Origin of the sequence: Streptomyces dryopteridis (assembly GCF_049606955.1) — a bacterium.
GTDB lineage: Bacteria > Actinomycetota > Actinomycetes > Streptomycetales > Streptomycetaceae > Streptomyces.
The window spans coordinates 3,031,638-3,053,948 of the sequence record NZ_CP187113.1 but is presented as its reverse complement, the minus strand read 5'-3'; the positions used below and the strand labels follow the sequence as shown (position 1 = coordinate 3,053,948).

The window sequence follows — 22,311 nt, the reverse complement described above, 5'->3', positions numbered from 1 at the left end:
CACGGAGGTGTGGGCGTGGCGGGAGGTGCGGGCGTGCCGCTTGGGGTGCCGGTGGGGGAGGGCGCCGAGCGGTGGACCAGCCGGGCGGTGGAGCGGCGGGTGCTGCTCGTGGCCCACAACGTCACCTCCGCGGGGCGGCTGCTCGACGTGCTGCCGTTGTTCCGGGACGACTTCCGGGTGCAGCTGCTCGTGACCTCCACCGGCTCGTCGGTGTTCCGGGGCGGGCTGGACGAGGTGTTCGAGGGGCTGGGGCTGCCGGTGCTGCCGTGGGAGCAGGCGCTGGAGACGCCGGTGGACCTGGCGGTGTCGGCGAGCTTCGGCGGCGAACTTCACCGTCTGCACGGTAAGTTGAGCGTATTGTCACATGGTGTCGGATATACTAAGAAACTGGCGCAGCCGGGAGCCGGGAGCCGGGAGCCGGGAGCCGGGAGCCGGGAGCCGGGAGCCGGGAGCCGGGAGCCGGGAGCCGGGAGCCGGGAGCCGGGAGCCGGGAGCCGGGAGCCGGGAGCCGGGAGCCGACGTTCGGATTGTCCGCCGAGTGGCTGCTCGTCGGGGGCGAACCCTTCGTGGACGGGCTCGTGTTGTCCCACCCCGAGCAGGTCGATCGGCTGCGCGAGGCATGCCCGCAGGCCCTGGACGCGGCGGTGCTCGGCGGGGACCCGTGCTTCGACCGGATGTTGGCCGCCCGTCCGCACCGCGAGCGGTTCCGCCGGGCCCTGGGCGTGCGCTCCGGGCAGCGGCTCGTCGTCCTGAACTCGACGTGGAACCCGGAGGGTTTCTTCGGCAACGGTGGTGACGCCGACCTGCTGCCGGGCCTGCTGCCCCGGCTCGGCGCCGAACTGCCGGCCGACGAGTACCGCGTGGTCGCCGTGCTGCACCCCAACGTGTGGTTCGGGCACGGTCCCGGGCAGGTGCGGGCCTGGTTGGACGGGGCGCGGCGGGCCGGGCTGACCCTGATCGACCCGGTGCGGTCCTGGCGGCAGGCCCTGGTGGCCGCGGATCTGGTGGTGGGCGACTTCGGCGCCGTCTCCTATTACGCCGCCGCCCTCGGCCTGCCGGTGCTGATCGCCGCCGACGGGGCGGAGCGGCTGGACCCGCAGGCGCCGCCCGCCGCGTTCGTGCGGGAGGCGCCCCGGTTCGACGCGGGCGCGGACCTGGCGCGGGGCTTCCACGAGGTGATCGCGAAGCACCGGCCGCTGCCGGGGCCGGCCGAGTTCACGACCTCGGCGCCCGGGGGTTCGGCGGGCCTGCTGCGCCGCCACTTCTACGCCCTGCTGGGGCTGCCCGAACCGGCGGCGCCCGCGCTGCTGGAGCCCCTGCCCCTGCCCCCGCACGAGCCGCCCCGGCGCACGGCGCCGTACTTCGCGCGGACCCTGGTGTCGGGGGCGGAGGTCACGGTGGAACGGTCCACGGCGCACCCGTACGGGGCGGGCGGCGCCTCGCGGCTGCTCGTGCACGAGGACACCCTGGATCCGGAGGCCCTGGAGTCCGCCGATCTGATCACGCGGGAGGGGCCGGCGGAGGATCCCCGGTTCGGGGGGCCGGAGGCGTGGACGGCGGAGGTGCTGCGGCGGTATCCGCACTGCGCGGCGGCCGCCTGGGTGACGGGGCCGGACGCGTGTGTGGTCCGGGTGCGGTCGCACGGGCTGTTCCGGTTGGCGGCCGCGCCGGGGGCCGACGCCGACCCGCCGGCGTACGCGGTCGGGCTGGCGGCGTGGCTCGACGCGGGCCGGCCGTCGGACGCGGCGGGTGCCGGTGCCTTCGCGGTACGGGTCGCGGGGCGGGCGCATCCGGTGCTGGTGGAGGCGGACCGGCCCGAGGCGTGACCGCAGTCGGGCCCGGGGCCGGTCAGGGGGTGGGGCCGGTCAGGGGGTGGGTCCGCCGCCGCAGTACATGCGCAGTCCGGCGAGGTACGCCCGGTGCGGGGTCGCGGACTCCGGCAGCAGCCGTTCCGCCTCCGTGATCCGGGCCAGCGCCGTCTCGTTCTCCCCGGCCAGGTGCAGGGTCTCGGCCAGGTCGGTGAGGGTCCGGGCCCGGTTGTAGGGGTCCCCGTGCGTCGCGAAGAACTCGGCCGCGTCCTCCAGCAGCCGCCGGGACTCGTCGAGGGGGCCCGTGCCGCGCAGGGCCCGGCCCCGGTGCCGGAGCAGCAGGGCGCGGGCGCGCGGCAGGTCCGTCCAACCCTCCTCGCCCTCGGCGATCCGGTCGTACACGGCCCCCGCCTCGACGAATCCCTCGTACGCGGCCTCGGACTGCCAGTCGTAGAGCCGCAGCAGGCCCCGGTACTCCACGCAGGACGCCTCGCCGCGGACGTGCCCGGCGGCCCGTTCGGCGCGGACGGCCGCCTCGATGGCCCGGTCGGCCTCCTCGCGGCGCTTGAGTTCGCCGAGGCACTGGGCGAGTTGGAAGTGCAGGGCGCCCGCGATCCGGGTGCCGGGGCGTTCCTCGTCGGCGCAGCGGGCGGCGGCCCGCAGGGCGGGCAGCAGCTCGTCCCAGTGCCCGGCCTGGAGTTGCAGCGGCCACAGGGCCCGGGCCAGCAGCAGGGCCGTGTCGATCCGGTGGTGGTCGCGGGCGAGGGTGACCCCGTGCACCAGGTTGGGGACCTCGGCCACGAGCGCGGTCAGGGCGGCCCCCGGCTCCCGGTCCGGGGCCCCGACCTGCGGCACGGGCTCCCCGCGACCGGTCACCGGCACGGCGCGCCAGCTCTGCGGGAGGGCCGCGTGGGCGGTGCGCACGGCGTGGTCCAGGAGGTGGTCGAGGGCGCGGGCGACGGCCGCCGAGCAATGCGCCACCCCGTGCTCCGTGCCGGCGTCGGCGGCCAGCGGGCGCCTGACCTCGGGGCGGAACCGGTGGCGGGCGTCGGGTCGGGCTTCCAGCAGATGGGCGTCGACGGCCTCGGCGAGCATCCGCTCGGCCTCGTCCTCGGTGACCTCGGCGGTGACCGCGGCGAGGGCCGGGGTCAGCACGGGCCAGCCGCCGAGGGCGGTCAGCCGCAGCATCCGTGCGGTCTCCGGGCGCAGCCCGGCGACGGTGGCACGGGTCGCGGCCCGGACCGGGTCGTGGTCGGGATCGTGGCCGGGGCCCCGGTCCGGGGCGGGCGCGGGGTGTCCGGCGGGCGCGCTCGTGGGCAGGTTCAGGGCGGCCGCGCGCAGGGCGAAGGCATTGCCCGCGCAGTGCCCCAGCACCTCGGGGAGCCGGTGCCGGGCGTCCGCGACCCGGGCCCGGCCCGCGACCTTCCGCAGCAGCCGCACGGCGTCCCGGTCGCGCAGCGGCGGCACCGGTACCGACTCGGCCTCCAGCACGAACGGCGGCCCGGAGACCACGATCAGCAGGAACACTCCGGGAGTGGCCGGAATCAGCCCCCTGACCTGGGCCACCGAGGAGGCGTGGTCGACCACGATCATGACGCGGCGGTCGGCGGTCAGCCGCCGGTACAGGTCCTCGCGGTCGGCCTCGGAACCCGGGATCCGGTCGGCGGCCACGTTCATCCGGCGCAGCAGCAGCCCGAGGACGGCGGCCGGGGTCGGGCCGCGCTCGCCCGCCGCGAGTTCGCGTAGGTCCACGTGGAACTGTCCGTCGGGGAAGCGGTGTCGGCTGAGGGCGCCGACCCGCAGGGCGGCGGCGCTGGTCCCGATCCCGGGCGGGCCGTGCACCAGGGCGACGCGGGGACGCCCGGCGGCGGGCCGCGTCGCCTCGCGGCGCAGCCGGCGCACGACGTCCCTGCGGTCGGTGAAGTGCCGGGTGGCCGGGGGCAGTCCCGGGCCCCTGGAGAGCAGGGTCGGGCCGGCGCCGGACGCGGCGAACGCGGTGAGCAGGGCGACCCAGGCGCGGGCCTGTTCGGGGTCCTCGGCGGTACGGGCGTGCACCTGCCCGGCCAGTGCCTCCCAGCCGGCGGGGTCGGCGGGCAGCGGGACGTCCCGGCCGGTGGCCCGGCGCACCAGGGCGCCGGTGGACAGCAACAGTTGTTTGCCCATCTCACCGGCCGCGCCATTGCCCACCGAGGTGAGGAACGCGGTCAGCGCGCCGAGCGCCACGACCTCCAGCATGTCAGCCAGCCCCTCCCCGGGTCACCGAACCGCCTCTCGCCGGACTGTATCCCCGGGCGCCGGCCGACGCGCGGGTTCGGGAAGGATTCGCGCCGGCCCCGGTCACCCGTGGGCGAGGAGCACGTCGAAGGCCGCGGCGAGGTCCGCCTCCAGGTCCCGGGGGTCCTCGAACCCGACGTGCACGCGCAGCAGCGGGCCCCGGCCGGCCCAGGTGCCGGGCAGTCGGTGGGCGACCGGGTCGGTGGGCACGACGAGGCTCTCGTGACCGCCGTAGCTGTGCCCGAGGCCGAACAGGCGCAGCCGGTCGAGCATCGCGTCCACGGCCCGGGCACCGAAACGGGTGTCGAGTTCCACGCCGAACAGGCCGGCCGCGCCCGTGAAGTCCCGCCGCCACAGGGCGTGTCCGGGGTCGGTGGGCAGACCGGGGTGCAGCACGCCGACCACCCCTTCGCGGCCGGCCGTCCAGGCGGCCAGGGCGAGACCGCGTTCGTGGTGACGGTCCAGGCGGACCCCGAGGGTGCGCAGCCCGCGCAGGCCCAGGTAGGCGTCGTCGGCGCTCGCGCACTGGCCGAGCCGGATCGCGGCGGCGCGGATCACCGGATGGCTCTCGGGGGTGCAGACGATCGCCCCGAGGATGCTGTCGGCGTGGCCGGTCAGGTACTTGGTCGCCGAGTGCACCACCACGTCCACGCCCGCGCCCAACGTCAGCGGGCGGCAGAAGGCGAGGGTGGCCCAGGTGTTGTCGGCGATCGTGATCACGCCCCGAGCGCGGCAGACCTCGGTGATCGCGGGCAGGTCCTGCACCTCGAAGGTGGTCGAGCCGGGGGACTCCAGGTAGAGGAGCCGGGTCTCGGGGCGGATCAGCGCGGCGATGGCGGGGCCGTCCGCGCGCGGGTCGTAGTACTCGGCGGTGACCCCCAGCGCGGCGAGGGAATCGCAGAACCGGCGGGTCGGGAGGTAGACGGAATCGCTCACCAAGAGGTGGTCGCCCGCGCGGACGTACGCGAGGATCGCGGTGGTGATGGCGGCCAGCCCGGAGCAGGTGACGACGGCCGCGTGCCCGCCCTCCAACTCGGCGAGGGCCTCCTCGAAGGCGCGCGTGGTCGGGGTGCCGAAGCGGCCGTAGACGGGTCCCTCCCGCTTGAGGGGGTCCGCCTGGGAGGCGGCCATCTCGGCGGTGTCCCGGTAGAGGACGGTGGAGGCCCGGTGCAGCGGCGGGTTCACGTACCCGCCGTGGGCCCGCGGATCGGCGCCGGCGTGCACCAGCCGGGTGTCCCGGCCGTGCTCGGGGGCCCGTGTTTCACGTGAAACCTCGCGGGCCTCGGGCGCTGTTTCACGTGAAACAGCGAGGGGTTCGGCCGGTGTTTCACGTGAAACAGGGTGCGGGGTGGGTCGCGGATCGGTCTGCGTCATCGGGTCACCGTGGTCTCGGTTCCGGTGGGTGCGGCGGGCGGTGGCGCGGGGCTCGGCACGGCGAGGGGCTCGACGCTCCGTCGGCCACCCGCGAGGAACAGGGCGAGGACGGCGGCGGCCCCGCACTGGGCGGCCACCACCAGCCAGAACGCGCCCAGCCGACCGGCCGCCTGGTAGTGGGCGAAGAGGAAGCCTCCGACCACCCCGGCGGCGCCGCCGCCGATCCCGGCGGTCAGTCGTTGTACACCGAACGCGAAGGCCGGGTTGCCGGGCACCCGGTCGACGAGTTCGAGGTCGCACCGCAGGAACAGGAAGATCTCCCCGAGGGTGAACAGGGCGGTGCCACCGAGCAGCGCGGGCAGGCCGCCGTGCGCGAGGGCGGCCGTGCCCAGTCCCATCAGGAGGAAGGAGCCGACCACCAGCGGGCGGTAGCCGGCGCGGGCGATGCGGTCGGCGAGGGCCGGTTGCAGCACCACCACCATCGCGCAGTTCAGGAGCATGACCCAGCCGAGCACCCGGATGTCGGAGAGGCCGGCCGCGTACAGGCCCATGAAGCTCTGGAAGAAGAAGTACAGGTAGAAGGCGAGGGCGGTGAAGAGCACGGGGCGCAGCGCGCCGCGCAGGGCGGCCCGTCGGCTGCCGGATCGCCCGGTCCGCACGGTCGGGCTCGCGACCGGGCTCGTGGCCGGGGTCGGGCGGGCGTCGCCGCGCAGGGTGAGCTGGTGTGCGAGGGTGATCAGCGCGAAGAGGGCCGCCAGACCGATCAGCAGGGCCATCGGGTCGGCGTCCACGAGCAGCGCGGCGAGCAGCGGCCCCAGGCCCATGCCGGCGTTGAGGGCGGCGCCGCTGACCCCGAGGAACAGCGGGCGCAGTTCCTCGGAGACGCTCGTGACGATGTACGCCTTGTTGGCCGGCAGATAGAGGGCCGGGCCGGCGGCGACGAGGAGCACGGCCGGGTACGCGGCCCACGGGGCCCTGGTGGCCAGGCCGAGGAGGACCAGGCCGGCGGTGCGCAGGGCGAGGGCGGAGACCATGGTGCGCTTCAGGCCCAGGCGGTCCACGACGGGCCCGCCGAGGATGCTGCCGCCGAACTGCACGAAGGTGGCGGCGGCCACGAGGATCCCCGCGATCCGCACGTCCAGTCCGACGGCCCGCACCATGAGCACGCCGATGAACGGCGTGACCATGTAGCTGCCGAGGGCGACCACGAAGGACAGGGCGATCAGGGCCCGCAGCCCGGCGGGCAGTGCGGTCAGGGCGCGCCGGCGGGCGGCGAGGGAGCCGCCGCCCGGGCGGGTGGGGGTCACGGCGCGGGACTCCCTCCGTCGGCGGGCGCGGCGGCCGCATCCCCGTGCACGGCGTCCCCGGTGACCACGGGGCGGTCCCCGGGGCTGGTGGCGGGCAGGCCCCATTCGCTCCAGGACCCGTCGTACACGGCGAGGTCCTCGCGGCCGGCGAGGGTGGCGCCGAGGGCGAGGACGCAGGCCGTGACGCCCGATCCGCAGCTGAAGTAGAGCCGTTCGCCGTCCCCGGCGGCCTCGGCGAAGGCGGCGCGCAGGGAGTCGACGGGGAGCATGGCGCCGTCGGCGTCCTGGAGCTCGCCGAAGGGCAGGCTGACCGCGCCGGGCATGTGGCCGCCGCGCAGGCCGGGACGCGGTTCGGGGGCGGTGCCCGCGTACCGGCCCCGGGTGCGGGCGTCGAGGACGCGGGCGGCGGGGTCGGCGAGGGCCTTGGCCACGGTGTCGGCGTCGACGATCAGGCCGGGCCGGGGCCGGGCGGTGAAGGTCCCGCGCGGTCCCGCGTACCGGGCCGGTTCGGCTTCGACGGGAAGGCCGGCGGCGCGCCAGGCGGGCAGGCCGCCGTCGAGGACGGCGACCCGGTCGAAGCCCATGGCGCGCAGCATCCACCAGGCGCGGGCGCTGGAGTAGACGCCTTGGGCGTCGTAGACCACGACGGTGTCGCCCTCGCGCAGGCCGAGCTCGCGGACGGCCTCGGTGAACGCGTCGGGGCCGGGCATGGTGTGCGGGACGTCGGTGTCGTGGTCGGAGAGGGCGCCGTCGAGGTCGAAGGGCCGGGCGCCGGGGATCCGGGCGGGGGCGCCGCGGTGGGCGCCGACGGAGGCGTCGAAGAGGACCGTGTCGTCCCGGGTGAGGAGCTCCGCGAGTGTCGACACGTCGACAAGATCGCCCAGGGGGTCCGGGCCGGGGCCGACGGCGGGGGAAGGGGTGCTGCTCATGCGGTGCCTCCGGGGGAATCGACGGGCCGGTACCGGGTGTTGTCCGAGAACCAGCCCGCCACCTGTTCGAGTCGGTCGGCCACATCCTCCTCGGTGGGCGCGCCCACGACGTAACCGGCCAGGAACAGGCCGGACTTGACGCCGCCGTGGAACTCCTGGCCGACGGCCCCGGTCCAGGACTCCTCCAGCACGGCCTCCGGTCGCGCCCCGGTGGGCAGGGCCTCCAGCACGCCCCGGCGCGGGGGGATGCACAGGGCGCCGGCCGGCCGGTGGGGGGCGGGGTGGGGCGGGACGGTGGTGGGCAGGCCGCATTCGGCGTAGAGCCACTGCCGGTCGAGGTCGAGGCCGAAGGCGTGCCGGACCATCGAGCTGATCATGCCGCCGCCGGTCCGGCCGGCGATCTCGCAGAAGACCACGCGGTCGTCGGGGGTGATCCAGAACTCGGCGTGGAAGGCCAGGTGGGGCGGGGTGGGGAGGGTGTCGAGGACGGCGCGCGCGGCCTTGACCAGCCGGTCGTGCGCGGGGTCCTCGGCGGTGAGGGGGATGTTGCCGACCCAGTCGTCGGCGCGGAAGGACAGGCAGTCGTGGAGGTAGCGGAAGGGGTGCACGAAGACCACCTCCCCGTCCACGACCAGGCCGTCCACGTGGTACATCGGGCCGGGCACGAAGACCTCGATCTCGCTGCGGCCGGACCAGGGGCGGGCCAGGTACGCGTCGAGCTCGGCCTCGTCGCGGACGACGACCGTGCCCAGTGAGCCGGATTCGGAGACCGGCTTGATCACGACGGGGTAGCCGTGTTCGGCCGTGAACTCCAGCACCGTGTACGCGGAGTCGATCGCACGGTAGGGCGGGATCTCGACGGGCCCGCCCACCAGGTGGTCCTTCATGACCACCTTGTCGCGGAAGGCCAGCGCGCTCGCGAGGTGCCCGCCGGGCACGCCGAGCAGCTCGCGCAGTCGGGCGGCGCGCAGCACGTCGGCCTCGGCGCGGGCGAACACGGCGTCGACGGCGAGTTCGCGGCCCAGCCGGAGCGCGGTCTTCTCGACGAGCTGGTTGGTGTCGTAGCCGTCGAAGGCGTGGACGTGCGGCAGGTGGGCGTAGCCGGCCGCGTACTCGGTGGGGGTGAGGATCACGGGGACGACGTCGGTGCCGTCGAGCCACTGGTCGTAGGGGGTCTTGGCGTGGGGCGTCTTAGCGAAGACGAGGACGTGGCGCATCGGGGCGGGCTGTCCCTCCGGGCTCGGGCGGCGACGGGTGTGGCGGGCCGCGGGCGGGGCGCCGCCCGGCGGCTGCCGGGCGGCGGACGGTCGGGCGGTCGGGTGTCAGGGGCGGAGGGTCAGGACCGGGCGTCGACGAGCAGCGGCAGGCGGCGGCGCTCGGGGATCCGGGAGATCAGGCCCAGCTCCTCGGAGAGCTCGGTGGCGAAGCAGCCGTCCTTGTAGGTGCCGGCGAGGCGCTTGGCGGTGAACGCCTCGATCTCGTCGTGGTCGAACTCGACGTCGTAGGCGGTGACCTCGCCGTCCGGGCCGGGGGTGACGGTGCGCACGAGGGTGCCCAGGTGGGGTTCGAAGGTGTTGACGCAGCCCACGACGTCGCCGATCTTCTCGCGGCGGCCCTCGGGGCCGTCGGAGAGGACCTCCTCGACGGCCGGGATCGCGGCGAACAGCTGGCGGCCGGCGCGGCACCAGCCGACGTGCCCGGGGAAGCCCATGGCCTTGATGCCGAAGGTGCCGAAGTCCTCGCTGACGCCGAGCTGGAAGGAGAGCGGGACGGTGTCGTGGATGTCCTTGAAGTCGCGGTACGCCTGCTCGATCTCCTCGCGGGACAACCGCAGGTCGGGGTGGCGGTTGCCGTGGTCGGTGAAGTTGTTGAAGCGGACGGTCGCCACGCCGAGCCGGTTGAAGTAGTGTGCGTAGCGTTCGAGGTGCTCGCGGCCGTGGTTGTGGCGGCCGACGGTGACTCCGATGTTGACGCGGAAGGCGTCCTCGGGGTCGCGGCCGGCGTTCCACTCCTCGATGCGGCGCAGGACCTTCTCGGTGTCCGCTCCGGAGAAGACGCCCTTGATGGGGTACGTCTTGTGGTCGACGACGGTGAGGTCCTCGGCGATCCGACCGTGGTAGGTGATGGAGACGGTGCCGTAGCCGTTCTCGGCGGCGAGGTCGAGGAGTTCGCGCCAGTTGTCGGCGAGGAGGGGCCGGCCGCTGGTCCAGGCGTCGCCCTTCTCCATGGTCTCGGTGGGCTTGTGGTCGGATTCCTGGCGGAACTCGCGGTTGTTGGCGGGTCCGTAGATCCGCATGAACTCGCCGTCGTAGGCGAAGCTGTCCACGTAGCGCGGGTAGACGTGGTAGCCGTGCGCCTGGAGGCCGGAGAGGATCAGGGGGCCCTCGGCCATGGCGAAGGACTTGTCGTAGACCTTCTCGTAGTTGACGAACCAACAGTGGTTGCACTTCTGGCCGCAGGTGTTCTTGCCGACCTTGGTGTCGAGGTCGAGGTAGATGTGGATGTCCTCGGGCCTGATGTCCTTGAAGGGCGTGGAGAAGGGCTCGTCCCCGTGGAAGTCGTACGAGATGGGCTCGTTCTGAACGGACATGGTTCCCCCGTGCGGTGAGGTGTGGTGAACGGCGTCTCAGAGCGGTGCGTGGTGCGGGTGTGGCCTGGGAGGGCTTGAGGGGTGTGCGTGGGCGCGCCGGGGCACGCCGGCGCGCGGTGGGGCGGTCGGTGGTGTGAGGGGGCGGCGCGGGAGGGGCGCCGGGGGTCAGTCGGTCGGGGTGGTGGTCACGACCGGGTGGGCGAGGAGTTCGGCGACGGCGTCCGCGCAGCTCGCCGGGTCCGGGGCGGTGAGGACGGCCATCCCGAGCCGGTCGGTGGAGGAGCGCAGGGGTGACACCTCGGCGCCGAGGTGCAGCGGAAGGTCCCAGGTGTGCACGCGGCCCCGGCGCAGGGCGGGCGGCGGGCCGACGTGCGTGACCCGGCCGGGGCGGGCGGTCAGGAAGACGGTGGCGGCGGCCGGCGCGTGGGCGGCCTCGCGGGGCAGGCCCAGGCCCAGGGGCCAACCGAGGGCGGCGCGGCGCCAGGCCACACCGGTGGTGAGGCGGACCAGGTCGGCGATGCCGTCGCCGCCGAGCCGGGTGTGGGTCTCGATGACGAGGACCTTGTCGCCCTCGACCTTGACCTCGGTGTGGCTGGGGCCGTCGGTGACGCCGAGGGCGTCGAGGAGTTCGCCGACCGCACGGGTCACCGCCGCGCGCCGGGCCTCGTCCAGGGACGGCGCCGGCATCAGGTGGCTGACCTCGACGAATCCCTCGGCCACGCCCTTCTCGACGATGCCGAGGACGGTGTGGGCGCCGGCCCGCGAGAGGGCCTCGACGCTGAATTCGGTGCCCTCGACGAACTGTTCGAGGAGGGTGTCGGCGGTGCGGCGGTCGGCGGGCAGGGCGGCGAGCCCCTCGACGAGGGCGACGGAGGCGCTGCCGACCCCGTCGACGGGTTTGGCCACGGCCCGCCCGTGTTCGGCGAAGAGGCGGGCCACTTCGGGGGCGTCGTCGCCGAGGGCGAAGTCCGGGTTCAGGTGCGGGGCCTTGGCGTGCAGGATCCGGCGCATCGTGGGCTTGTCGCGGGTGGCGCGGACCAGCTCGGGGTCGGTGCCCAGGACGCCGAGCCGGCGGGCGGCCAGAGCGGCCGGTTCCAGCCCGTGTTCGGTGAGGGAGACGACGGCGACCGGGTCGAGCGGGCGCAGCACCGCGTCGGCGAAGTCGAGGAACGCGGGCAGGTCGCGGAAGTCGGCGGTGAGGATCCGTGCCCCGGGTTGGAGCGCGGGCGCCCCGGGGGCCTGGACGTGGACCACCCGGGCCGGGAGGGCCTCGGCCTCGCGGGCCACGGTCGGATTGGCGCCGACGACCACGAGCACCGGCAGCGGTGGGACCGCATGGTCCCGGCCGTTCGGGTGGGTCCCCCGGGACCCGTCCCCCGCCCCCACAGCGTTCACGTTGCCTCCCCGTAGCCGCCGCGCCGACCGTTCGTTCGATCGTCGCGGCGGGGACAACATCGCAAGCGTGATCGGGGACTGTCAACAGATTCGCGGATCCGGGCCGGTGCCCCGTCCGACCTGCCGGAACCCGGCCGGGAGGGGGCTGCGGGCGGGGTGGGTCCGGTCGCTTCCGGGGCGGCGCGGGGCGATCGTCACGGGGCGCGGGGCGCCGACCCCCGGGCCCTCCCGGCCACCCTCGGGCGACTGTTTTCGGCCAAATTCTCGGCCGGCACGACACACTCCGTTCACAAAACCGCAGCAGGATCTACCCATCGGTAGCAGGGATCCGGCCAAACTCGATCACGGGCCCGTCGGGCGGGAATCCCGTGCGTGGCCCGGCCGTTGACGAGGCAGGGGAAACCGGGACGTGGGGGTACGGACCGGATGTGCGGGACCTCCGGCGCGGAGCCGGATGTTCGGTCACGCACCGGACACCCGCCGGACGGGGCCGGTCAGTGGTGGCGGTCAGTGGTGGAAGGCCGCGCGGGGCGGCTCGGGGTCCTGCGGCGCGGTGAGCGCGGCCACGCAGCGGCGCATGTCGCGGGCGAGCAGGTCGATCTCGTCCCGGCCCACGCCGTGCCGGATGAGCACGCGTTGGATCACGGTCTCCTGCCGGTCCGGGGGCAGCGGGTACGAGGGGACCTGCCAACCCCGCGCGCGGAGCCGATCCGAGAGTTCGTACAGGGTGAACCCGGCGCCGGCCGGATCCGTGAGGGTGTACGAGACGGCGGGCAGGGCGCCCGTCCCGTCGTACAGCAGGGTGAACGGGCCCATGGCCTCGACCTGCCCCGCGAAGAAGCGGGCGGTGTCGGCGCATGCCTGCTGCACCCGCCGGTAGCCGGCGCGCCCCAGGCGCAGGAAGTTGTAGTACTGCGCGACGATCTCGCCGCCGGGGCGGGAAAAGTTCAGGGCGAAGGTCGGCATGTCCCCGCCGAGGTAGTCCACGCGGAAGACCAGGTCCTCGGGGAGCAGGTCGGCGGTGCGCCACACGATCCAGCCGACCCCCAGCGGCGCCAGCCCGTACTTGTGGCCCGAGGTGTTCACCGAGGCCACCCGCGGGAGTCTGAAGTCCCAGACCAGGTCGGGGTGGAGGAAGGGGGCGATGAACCCGCCGCTCGCGGCGTCCACGTGCAGGGGGACGTCCAGCCCGGTCTCGGCCTCGATCCGGTCGAGTTCGGCGGCGATCTCGGCGACCGGTTCGTAGTCGCAGGTGTACGTGACGCCGAGGATGGCGACGACCCCGATGGTGTTCTCGTCGACGTACTCGCGCAGTTGGTGCGGCCGCAGGCCGGTGGCCCCGGGCTCCAGGGGCACTTGGCGCAGCTCCACGTCGAAGTAGCGGGCGAACTTGTCCCAACAGATCTGCACCGGACCGGCCACGATGTTGGGCCGATCGGTGGGCTTGCCCGCCTGCCTGCGGCGTTCTCGCCACCGCCATTTGAGGGCCAGGCCGCCGAGCATCGCGGCCTCGCTGGAGCCGGTGGTGGAGCAGCCCATGGCCGCCCGGGACTCCCCCGGACCGTCCCCGGGCGGGGCGTTCCAGAGGTCGGCGAGGATGTTCACGCAGCGCGCCTCGATCTCGGCGGTCTGCGGGTACTCGTCCTTGTCGATCATGTTCTTGTCGAGGCACTCGTCCATCAGCCGGCGGACCTCGACGTCGGTCCAGGTGGTGCAGAACGTCGCGAGGTTCTGGGCGGCGTTGCCGTCGAGCAGCAGCTCGTTGTGGAGCAGGGCGTAGACCACCTCGGGGCGGCTGTGCTCCTGCGGCATCCGGTACTTGGGGAGCACGTCCTCGCTGAGCGGGGAGGCGAACACGTCGGTCGCGGCGTCGCGGCCTTCGGGGGGCTTCATCTCGTGCAGGGCCACCGGCGTCCCTTCGTTCGGCCCCCCGCGAACCCCTCCATTGAGCCACGTCCCCGCTCTCCCCGCCCGTCGGCGCGGGCGGGGAGGACCGGCCTCAGGCGGCCCGGCCGGCGGTGCGGGCCTCGGTCTCGCGCATGAAGGCGAGCATCCGGTCGTTGACGAGCTCGGGGTGGTCGATCTGCGGTCCGTGCCCGGTGGCGGCCACGATCTCGGCGCGGGCGCCGGGGATCAGCCGGGGCACGCGTGCGAGCTGCCGCTTGGGGCGCAGCAGCAGGCTGCGCTTGCCGAGGACGAGGTAGAGCGGGGTGCTCAGGGCGCTCAGGTCCGCGTCGGCCAGCGGCAGCGGCGCGGGCCGGCGGATCCGGAAGGCGCGCACCCCGGCCTGGATCCAGGCCCGCAGTTCGGGCACCACGATGACCGGCTGCTCCAGCCAGGCCGCCAGGGTGGGGCGCAGGGCCTTGGGGGCGAAGGTCGCGAACAGGCTGAGGAAGATCCAGACGAAGAAGCGCAGGCCGACCTTCTCCAGGCCGCCGGGGTCGAGCAGGGTGACGGAGGCCAGCCGGTCCCGCCGCAGGTGGGCCTGGTTGAGGACGAGCCAGCCCCCGTAGGAGGAGCCGACCAGGTGGACCCGGTCCAGGTCGAGGGCGGCGAGGGACTCGTCGAGCCACTGGGCGGCGCGCTCGGGCTGCCACATGGGTTCGCGCTGCACGCTGCGGCCGGGGTCGCCCGGGGTGTCGAGGGCGTAGACCGGGCGTTCGGCGGCCAGGGCGGGGGTGTTGGGGTACCACATGGCGGAGGAGCCGCCGGAGCCGTGGATCAGGACGATCGGGGTGCGGTCCTCGTGGGCGGGGTCGGTGGGGCCGAAGCGGTAGACGTGGGTGGTGCCGAAGGAGGTTTCGACGTCCGTCTCGGAGCGTATGGGGGCGCCTTTGGCGAAGAGGGCGTCGGCGGTGGCGAAGTAGCGGTCCCGGAGCTCGTCGCTGACGTAGCGGCCGATGTCGCGACGGGGTCGGGGCTGGTTCTGGGGCACGGCGGGCACCTCCGGCAGGAGTGGGTGAACACCTCGGCTTTTCGTGGTACGAACGTACCACAACAGTGATACGGCGGTACCGTGAACCGGAGCCGCAGTGGCAGAAGGAGACGGCAGGACATGCCCAAACGCGTGGACCACGAGGAACGACGCACCCAGATCGCCGCCGCCCTCGTCCGGGTCGCCGGCCGGCGCGGCCTGCACGCGGTCGGCATGCGCGACGTGGCCGCCGAGGCCGGGGTCTCCCTGCGCCTGGTCCAGTACTACTTCGAGACCAAGGAGAAGCTGCTCCTCCACGGCCTGCACCACCTCACCGACGTGTTCACGGCGCGCGTCGGGGCCCGGCTCGCCGCCATCGGGCCCGCGCCCGGCCCGCGCGCGACCGTGGAGGAGCTGCTCGGCGCCTCACTGCCGCTCGACGAGGAGGGCAGGGTCTTCCACCTGCTCCTCACCTCGTACGCGATCCTGTCGGTCACCGACCCGTCGCTGGCCGCCTTCACGGCGCGCCCGAACGCCGCCGAGGACGCCGTGACCGGCCTGATCGCCGCCGCCCGCGAGGCGGGCACGGCCGACCCCTCCGTCGACCCCCGCATGGAGGCCGCGGCCCTCCTGGCCATGGCCGGGACCCTGGGCACGAGCATCCTCGTCGGCCACCGCACCCCGGACTCGGCGCGGGCCGTCCTGGCCCACCAACTGGACCGGATCTTCCGCCCCGCGCCCCCCGCCCCGACGCCGGACGCCTGAGCGGATCACAGCGGGTCGGGGGTGGTGACGCGGACCAGGAGGAGGCTCGTGTCGTCGTCCGTGTCGCCGATCACCTGCGACATCAGGGTGTCCGCACGGGCCTGGAGCCCGTGCGGCGGCAGGTGTTCCACGGCGTGCCGCAGGGCGGTCAGGGAGTCGTCGAGGCTGACGTGCCGGCGCTCCACGAAACCGTCCGTGTAGAAGAGCAACACGTCCTCGGGGCGCAGCTCGCACTCCGCCTCCTCGTACCCGGCGCCGGGCAGCGCGCCCAGGATGATGTTCTGCGGCGCCTTCAGGAAGCGGGCCCGGCCCGCGCGCAGCAGCAGGGGCGGGGGATGGCCCGCGACGGACCAGCACAGGGTGCGCGTCCACGGGGTGTAGAGGGCGCAGACGGCGGTGGCGGTGGGGCGGCCCGGGGTGGCGAGGGTGAGGTCGTTGAGCCAGCCCAGGAGCCTGCCCGGCGGGGACCCGGTGACGGCGAGCCCGCGCAGCGCGTTGCGCAGGGCCACCATGCCGGTGGAGGCGTCCAGGCCGTGGCCGGCGATGTCCCCGACCACGAACAGGCAGCGGCCGTCGGGCAGCCGCGTCACGTCGTACCAGTCGCCGCCCACCCGGTAGTCCTGCGCGGCGGGCCGGTAGCGGCCGGCGACCTCCAGGCCGAGCGCGGCCGGTGGGGCCGGCACCGACTCCGGCATGATCACCTGCTGCAACCGGAGGGTGAACCGGGCCCGCTGCACGGCGTCCTCCTGCGCCGCCGACAGCGCGAGCTCGGTGCGCCGGCGGTCCGAGACGTCCTGGTGCAGGCCGATCACGCCGGTCAGCACGGACCCGTCGAGCAGCGGCTCGGCGGCGATCCGCACGTGCCGGACCGTCCCGTCGGGGCGCACCGCGCGGACCACCGCGAGCCCGCCCTCGTGCCGCCCGATCAGGGCGTTGACCAGCGCGTCGACGGCTTCGGCGTCATCGGGGTGGACGTGTTCGGCGAGGTGCGCCAAGGGCACGGCCGGGTCCTGGGGCGCCAGGCCGAACAGGAGCCGGGAGGGCTCGCTCCACGCGGTGTGGCCCGAGCGGGTGTCCTCCCGGAACCAGCCGATCCGCTCCAGCCGGGACAGGGCCCGCAGCGGGGCCTGTCCCGGATCGCCGGGCGCGTTCCACACCACGGCGGCCCGGCCCCGGGCCAACGGCAGCACCCGCACCTCGTCCAGGTCGTCCACCTGCCCGAGGTACTGGGCGCCCACCCGGCGCACGGCCGCCGCGAGCCGGGGCCAGGCGTACGGGAACACCTCGGCCGCCGGCCGCCCCACCGGGCGGTGCACGCCGCTCAGGGCGGTGTGCCCGGCCGGGTTGAGGTACCCGACCCGGCCGTCCTCGTCGAGCAGGGCCCCGGGCCGGTCGCACAGGTCGAGCAGGGCCGTCTCCCGGTCGCGCAGCCCGAGCGGCTCGGGCACCTCCAGCAGGGCTCCGCTGGGCTCGCAGAGGAGTTCGGCGGTCCGGCGCACGGCGGGGTCCCGGGCGGCGGCGCGGCCCTCGGCGTCGGCGGCCCAGACGGCCAGCGCCACCCCGACCACCGCGCCGCGGCGACGCAGCGGGAACAGCGCCCGCAGGGCGGGGTCGGCGGGCGCGTCGGGGAACCCGGACACCGGCCCCTCGCCGGCCCGCACGTCCGGTCCCGCCGGGCCGGCCGCGCCGGTCGCGGGCACGGGCCCGGTCCCGGTCCCGGTCCCGGGCTCAAGGGTCGCGGGCACGGCGTGGGCGGTGCGGTCGGTCGTGGGCGCCTCCTCGGAGCCGCCCGGCAGCCACGGGTCCTGTCCCCACCACGAGGTGTGCTCCCACAGCGGCCGGTGCAGCGGGGTGTCGGGCGGCACCCACTGCCAGTGCACCGCCTCCGTCGGCCCGACACCCGCGTGCCCCACCAGCTCCAGGCAGTCGCTGTCGGTGCGCCGCCACAACATCAGCGCCCGCACCCCGAGCCGCCGCAGCCCCCCTTCGAGCAGGCTCCGGGCCGCCTCGCCGGCCGTGTCGGCGGTGTGCACGGCGGCCTGGGCCCGGCGGATCCGACGGGATTCGGGGGCCGGGGTGGTGACGGGTCCGCCGGCGGCGGCGTTCACGATGTCGGCGGCGAGGTCGGCGGCCCCCAGGCCGGTGCTGACGGCGAGGTCCCGCAGGTGGTCCCCGGCCTCCCCGGGATCCAGGCCGAGCTGGTCCACGAGGACGCCGGTGGCGAGGTCGAGGAGACGCCGGCGCGCGCGGTCGGCGTGCAGGTCCGCGACCTCCGCGCCGAGGTCGGCGACGGCGGCGGCCAGCTCCTCGAACGCGGGCGTGCTCATGGACGCGCCCTCCTCCACCGGTGGGTGTTCGGCAGGCCGGACCACGACCGCCGGTGCGTCGATCCGTCGATGCCCTTCACCCTCTCGCCGGCGCCGGCGCTTGTCCAGCGGGGACGGCCGGCGGGAGGACCCGTCACCACGGACAGGTGTTCTGTTCCTTTTGTCCGGGTATATCCATGTGGTCAGAGACGCCCACGACGGTCACGCTGCGTCCGCCGCGCGGCAGCCCACAGTTCCGGGTTCCGCCCCCGTCAGGAGCAGGCTCATGACTCGTGCCCCGCTTCCCCCCGCCATGCCGCTCGCCGCCGTCCGACCGGCACGCCCGGTCGGAGCCCCGGATCCCCCCGAGCTGCCCGAGCTGCCGGAGTTGCCCGAGCACCCGACCGAGGTGGCCACGGGCGAGGCCCGGTCCCTCTCGATCGCCTTGCTGCGCCGACTCGCCGCGCTGGAGGAGGGCACCGCGGACTACTCCTACGTCCGCAACACCCTGGTCGAGCTCAACCTCAGCCTGGTGCGCTACGCGGCCCGCCGGTTCCGCAACCGCAGCGAACCCCTGGAGGACATCCTCCAGGTCGGCACCATCGGTCTGATCAAGGCCATCAACCGCTTCGACCCCGACCGCGGGGTCGAGTTCACCACCTTCGCCCTGCCCACCATCACCGGCGAGATCAAGCGGTTCTTCCGCGACACCAGCTGGGCCGTCCGCGTACCGCGCCGGCTCCAGGAACTGCGCCTGGACGCGGCCAAGGCACAGGACTCGCTCGAACAGGGACTGGGGCGCGCGGCCACCGAGCACGAGGTCGCCGAACGCCTCGGCATCGCGGACGCGGAGCTGGCCGAGGGCCGGCTGGCCGCCCACGCCTACTCCGCGCGCTCCCTGGACGCGCCCGCGCCGGACCTCGGAGAAGCCCCCGACCCGACGCCCGAGGCCCCCGGCGAGGAGGACCCCGCCTACGCGCGCGTCGAGTCCCTGCTCTCCCTCGCCCCGCTGCTGGCCGCGCTGCCCGAACGGGAACGCCGGATGCTGGCCATGCGCTTCGGCGAGGACCTCACCCAGGCCCAGATCGGCGAACGCCTCGGCCTCTCCCAGATGCACGTCTCACGTCTGCTCTCCCGCACCCTGTCCCGGCTGCGCGCGGAACTCCTCATCGAGGACTGACGCCCCCGCGAGCCCGGTCACAGGCCGGGGTGCCCCGAGAGGTCGGTGGTGGGGTCCTCCGGCAGTTCACCGCCGGGCGCCGTCCCCTGACCGGGGGCCGCGGCGGGCGCCGGGCCCGTCAGCAGGGGTTCGCCCCCTCCGGGGGCCAGACCGGCGGCGAGCACCGAATCGGAGGCGGGGCCGGCGGCTCCCGCGCCGGCCCGGTCGTCCTGCGGCAGGAGCGGCCCGCCGGCCGGGCCGGCGGCGTGCGGGTCGGCGCCCGCTCTCTCGCCCTCCGCCGCGCGGGCCTCGCCCCGCGCACCCTCCCGGGTCGTGGCGGGGGTCAGCGGCGAGGCCACCTCCAGCCACACCGTCTTGCCCGGCCCACCGGGTCCGGCCTCCGGATGGGCCACCCATCCCCAGTTCCGCGCCAACCGCTCCAGGACCACCAACCCGTGGCCCCCGGGCAGCGCCGGACTGCCGCCGACCCGCCGCCGGGGCGGCTCCGCCGTGCCGTCGCTGACCTCGACCCGCAGCCGGTACGCGTCGTGCCGCAGCACCAGCTCCTGGGGACCGCCCGCGTGCATGCACGCATTGGTGATCAACTCGGAGACCAGCAGCAATACGTCCTCGGCGGCCTCCTCCCGTTCCCGGTCGGCGTCCGGCAGGGCCTCCGCGTCCCATGCCTCGTGCTCGTCCATCGGATGGGCCGCCGCGTAGGGGCCCCCCACGTGCCTCAGCCACTGCCAGTCGGTCAGGGCCCGGCGGGTGAAGTCACGACAGCGTGTCACCACGCCCGTGGTCGCCCCGCCCAGGACCAGTCGTCGGGTCTGTTCGCTCATCGCGTGCCACCGCTCCCCGGCCCGTCCCCCGTGGACGCGACCGGGCCGTCCGACACCGCGCCCTCCCTCATCGCCGCGGACGGTCCGCCCGGCCGCGACAGCCGCGACCCCGCGCCCGACGCGCCCGCCGTCTCCTCGTGTCCCACGCCCCCGTGCCCCGAGCCCCCGGAGGGCTGCCCCGCGGCCTTGGCGTGTTCCGCCCCCGCCGACGCCCCGACCGGTCCGCCGCCGAGCGCCCCGGCCAGGTCACGGTGGATCCGGAAGACCCCGTCCGCCCCGGTCAGCCGGAACATGCGGGACATCTGGTCGCGCAGCGCCACCAGCTCCACCGATCCGTGCGCCTCCTCGGCCGCGAGTCTGGCCCGCAACAGCACGTTCAGCCCGGTCGAATCGCAGAATCGCAGGCGCGCGCAGTCCACCAGCAGGCGGGCTCCGCTCGCCGCGTCGATCGCGGCCGACAGGGCCTGGCGGAGCGGCTCCGCCGTGTCGTGGTCGAGTTCACCCGCCAACGCCAGCACGGTCGTGCCGCTGTCGTCCAGCGTCACGACCTCGACCGAGAACCGTCCGGTCATCACCAGACCCTCCCTCCACACCGTCATTCGCGCCCCGTCGCGTGCGGGGCGGCCCGCGTAATCCTGATGGACGCGGGCCTCCGAGGCCATCTCGCCCCACGGAACGGGCGACGACACGCGGTTTCCACCCGCTGTCGATCACCCGTCTACCCGTACCGCGCCGCCCCACTCCCCGCTCGCGGACCCCGCGCGCGTCGCCCCGCGTGTTTCACGTGAAACACCACGCGACACCCCCCACCGCCGCGTGTTTCACGTGAAACACGCCGCCCCCGAAAGGTCCACATCATGGACGACTACCCTCGGGACATGACCCTTGACGCCGTTCCCGCCACTCTCGCCGCCGTGAAGGAAGCCGACCGGCGGCACGTGTTCCACTCCTGGTCGGCCCAAGAGCTGATCGACCCACTGGCGGTGGCCGGGGCCGAGGGCTCGTACTTCTGGGACTACGAGGACAACCGCTACCTCGACTTCAGCAGCTCCCTCGTCTACACGAACATCGGCTACCAGCACCCGAAGGTGGTCGCCGCGATCCAGGAGCAGGCCGCCAAGCTGTGCACGGTCGCCCCCGGCTTCGCCGTGGACGTGCGGTCCGAGGCCGCCCGGCTGATCGCCGAGCGCACCCCGGGCGACCTGGACAAGATCTTCTTCACCAACGGCGGGGCCGAGGCCGTCGAGAACGCCGTGCGCATGGCCCGCCTGCACACCGGGCGGCCCAAGGTGCTCGCCTCGTACCGCAGCTACCACGGGGCGACCACCACCGCGATCAACCTCACCGGTGACGTGCGGCGCTTCGGGAACGACGCGGCGACGGCCGGGGTCGTGCACTTCTGGGGCCCCTTCCTGTACCGCTCGCCCTTCCACGCGAGCACCGAGGCCGAGGAGTGCGCCCGCGCCCTCACCCACCTCGAGGACACCATCGTCTTCGAAGGCCCCGCCTCCATCGCCGCGATCATCCTGGAGTCCGTGGTGGGCGCCCCCGGCGTGCTGGTGCCGCCGAAGGGCTACCTGGCCGGCGTCCGGGAGCTCTGCGACCGCTACGGCATCGTCTTCGTCCTGGACGAGGTCATGGTGGGCTTCGGGCGCACCGGCGAGTGGTTCGCGGCCGACCACTGGGAGGTCACCCCCGACCTCCTCACCTTCGCCAAGGGCGTCAACAGCGGCTACGTACCGCTCGGCGGCGTCGCCATCTCCGGCGCCATCGCCGACACCTTCGCCCGCCGCCCCTACCCCGGCGGCCTCACCTACTCCGGACACGTGCTGGCCTGCGCGGCGGCGGTTTCGACGATCACCACGATGGCCGAGGAGGGCATCGTGGAGCAGTCCGCCCGCACCGGAGCGGAACTGCTCGGTCCGGGCCTGCGCGAGCTGGCCGAGCGCCACCCCTCGATCGGCGAGGTCCGCGGCCTGGGCACCTTCTGGGCCCTCGAACTCGTCAAGGACCGCGAGACCCGCGAACCCCTCGTGCCCTACGCGGCGAGCGGGGCCGACAACGCCCCGATGAACGAGTTCGGGGCCGCCTGCAAGAAGGCCGGCCTGTGGCCGCTGATCGCCGCCAACCGGATCCACCTCGCGCCGCCCTGCAACGTGTCGGCCGAGGAGGTGACGGCGGCCCTCGGGATGCTGGACCAGGCCCTGACCGTCGCCGACGCCCACACCGCCGGCTGAATTCAGCCGGTACCGCCCCGCGTGCCCCCGGGTCCCCGCCCGGGGGCACGCGCGCGTCCGGACCGCTCCGCGGAGACCCTCTCGGGCCGGAATTCCCCGTCCATTTCGTGGACAGGAATTCGCACATCCCTTGGGGGACATGGCCGAGGATGTCCCGTTCTGTACGGTCACCCAAACCCCGGCAAGTGATTCTCGGATGAAACAAACTGTTGAAGTTGCGCCGCGCGCATGCTGCAATCCAACACAGCACAGCACCTACGGACCGGGATGCACGTCAGGCCCGGGGCGGTTCGCCCAGCGGATCGAACGGCGGGGGGCGAGCGGCCGGAAACAGGGCTCCGGGGCGGTCGTCGGACGCCGGGCGTACGGGATCCAGAGGCACACCACGGACTCCGTAACCCGAAGGAAGAG

General features: G+C 74.7%; 16 protein-coding genes. 4 read left to right on the top strand and 12 right to left on the bottom strand.

Annotated features, from left to right (window positions below; genetic code table 11):
* Positions 1 to 527 precede the first annotated feature (527 nt).
* Positions 528 to 1,826, top strand: coding sequence for a hypothetical protein (locus tag ACN20G_RS12985; protein ID WP_424212912.1), 1,299 nt, complete (start codon positions 528 to 530; stop codon positions 1,824 to 1,826).
* Positions 1,827 to 1,865: 39 nt separating this feature from the next.
* On the opposite strand, the gene ACN20G_RS12980 is transcribed toward ACN20G_RS12985, so the two are convergent.
* From ACN20G_RS12980 to ACN20G_RS12940, 9 genes are all read right to left on the bottom strand, one after another.
* Positions 1,866 to 4,043, bottom strand: a complete 2,178-nt coding sequence (locus tag ACN20G_RS12980) for an ATP-binding protein (RefSeq protein WP_424212911.1) — start codon at positions 4,041 to 4,043, stop codon at positions 1,866 to 1,868.
* Between the two features lie 102 nt (positions 4,044 to 4,145).
* Complete coding sequence (gene metC, locus ACN20G_RS12975; RefSeq protein WP_424212910.1) at positions 4,146 to 5,456, bottom strand: cystathionine beta-lyase; 1,311 nt, start codon at positions 5,454 to 5,456, stop codon at positions 4,146 to 4,148.
* Positions 5,453 to 6,763, bottom strand: coding sequence for an MFS transporter (locus ACN20G_RS12970; protein WP_424212909.1), 1,311 nt, complete (start codon positions 6,761 to 6,763; stop codon positions 5,453 to 5,455). Before ACN20G_RS12970 ends, metC begins: the two co-directional genes overlap by 4 nt.
* Positions 6,760 to 7,692 carry a sulfurtransferase gene (locus ACN20G_RS12965; RefSeq protein WP_424212908.1) on the bottom strand — a complete coding sequence of 311 codons (933 nt, stop codon included), beginning with the start codon at positions 7,690 to 7,692 and terminating at the stop codon, positions 6,760 to 6,762. The genes ACN20G_RS12970 and ACN20G_RS12965 overlap by 4 nt, the downstream gene beginning before the upstream one ends.
* Positions 7,689 to 8,909 carry an ATP-grasp domain-containing protein gene (locus ACN20G_RS12960; protein WP_424212907.1) on the bottom strand — a complete coding sequence of 407 codons (1,221 nt, stop codon included), beginning with the start codon at positions 8,907 to 8,909 and terminating at the stop codon, positions 7,689 to 7,691. Before ACN20G_RS12960 ends, ACN20G_RS12965 begins: the two co-directional genes overlap by 4 nt.
* Before the next feature lie 119 nt (positions 8,910 to 9,028).
* Positions 9,029 to 10,282, bottom strand: coding sequence for a radical SAM protein (locus ACN20G_RS12955; RefSeq protein ID WP_424212906.1), 1,254 nt, complete (start codon positions 10,280 to 10,282; stop codon positions 9,029 to 9,031).
* A gap of 165 nt (positions 10,283 to 10,447) precedes the next feature.
* Complete coding sequence (locus tag ACN20G_RS12950; protein WP_424212905.1) at positions 10,448 to 11,677, bottom strand: ATP-grasp domain-containing protein; 1,230 nt, start codon at positions 11,675 to 11,677, stop codon at positions 10,448 to 10,450.
* Between the two features lie 507 nt (positions 11,678 to 12,184).
* On the bottom strand, positions 12,185 to 13,585 hold the full coding sequence (locus ACN20G_RS12945; protein WP_424212904.1) for a glutamate decarboxylase: 1,401 nt from the start codon (positions 13,583 to 13,585) through the stop codon (positions 12,185 to 12,187).
* A 91-nt stretch (positions 13,586 to 13,676) separates the two neighbouring features.
* On the bottom strand, positions 13,677 to 14,612 hold the full coding sequence (locus tag ACN20G_RS12940) for an alpha/beta fold hydrolase (RefSeq protein ID WP_424212903.1): 936 nt from the start codon (positions 14,610 to 14,612) through the stop codon (positions 13,677 to 13,679).
* A 120-nt stretch (positions 14,613 to 14,732) separates the two neighbouring features.
* On the opposite strand from ACN20G_RS12940, the gene ACN20G_RS12935 reads away from it, so the two are divergent.
* On the top strand, positions 14,733 to 15,356 hold the full coding sequence (locus tag ACN20G_RS12935) for a TetR/AcrR family transcriptional regulator (RefSeq protein ID WP_424212902.1): 624 nt from the start codon (positions 14,733 to 14,735) through the stop codon (positions 15,354 to 15,356).
* Between the two features lie 5 nt (positions 15,357 to 15,361).
* Here ACN20G_RS12935 and ACN20G_RS12930 read toward each other — a convergent pair whose 3' ends face one another.
* Positions 15,362 to 17,683 (bottom strand): SpoIIE family protein phosphatase, encoded by a 2,322-nt coding sequence (locus ACN20G_RS12930; RefSeq protein ID WP_424212901.1) that lies wholly within the window; start codon positions 17,681 to 17,683, stop codon positions 15,362 to 15,364.
* A 265-nt stretch (positions 17,684 to 17,948) separates the two neighbouring features.
* Between ACN20G_RS12930 and ACN20G_RS12925 the strand changes: the two genes are divergently transcribed.
* Positions 17,949 to 18,842: a SigB/SigF/SigG family RNA polymerase sigma factor gene (locus tag ACN20G_RS12925; protein ID WP_424212900.1), complete on the top strand. Its 894-nt coding sequence runs from the start codon at positions 17,949 to 17,951 to the stop codon at positions 18,840 to 18,842.
* A 17-nt stretch (positions 18,843 to 18,859) separates the two neighbouring features.
* Here ACN20G_RS12925 and ACN20G_RS12920 read toward each other — a convergent pair whose 3' ends face one another.
* Positions 18,860 to 19,663 carry an ATP-binding protein gene (locus ACN20G_RS12920; protein WP_424212899.1) on the bottom strand — a complete coding sequence of 268 codons (804 nt, stop codon included), beginning with the start codon at positions 19,661 to 19,663 and terminating at the stop codon, positions 18,860 to 18,862.
* Positions 19,660 to 20,235, bottom strand: a complete 576-nt coding sequence (locus tag ACN20G_RS12915) for an STAS domain-containing protein (protein WP_424212898.1) — start codon at positions 20,233 to 20,235, stop codon at positions 19,660 to 19,662. Before ACN20G_RS12915 ends, ACN20G_RS12920 begins: the two co-directional genes overlap by 4 nt.
* 306 nt (positions 20,236 to 20,541) lie before the next feature.
* Here ACN20G_RS12915 and ACN20G_RS12910 point away from each other — a divergent pair, with 306 nt between their 5' ends.
* Positions 20,542 to 21,900: an aspartate aminotransferase family protein gene (locus tag ACN20G_RS12910; RefSeq protein ID WP_424212897.1), complete on the top strand. Its 1,359-nt coding sequence runs from the start codon at positions 20,542 to 20,544 to the stop codon at positions 21,898 to 21,900.
* The last annotated feature ends 411 nt before the right edge of the window (positions 21,901 to 22,311 follow it).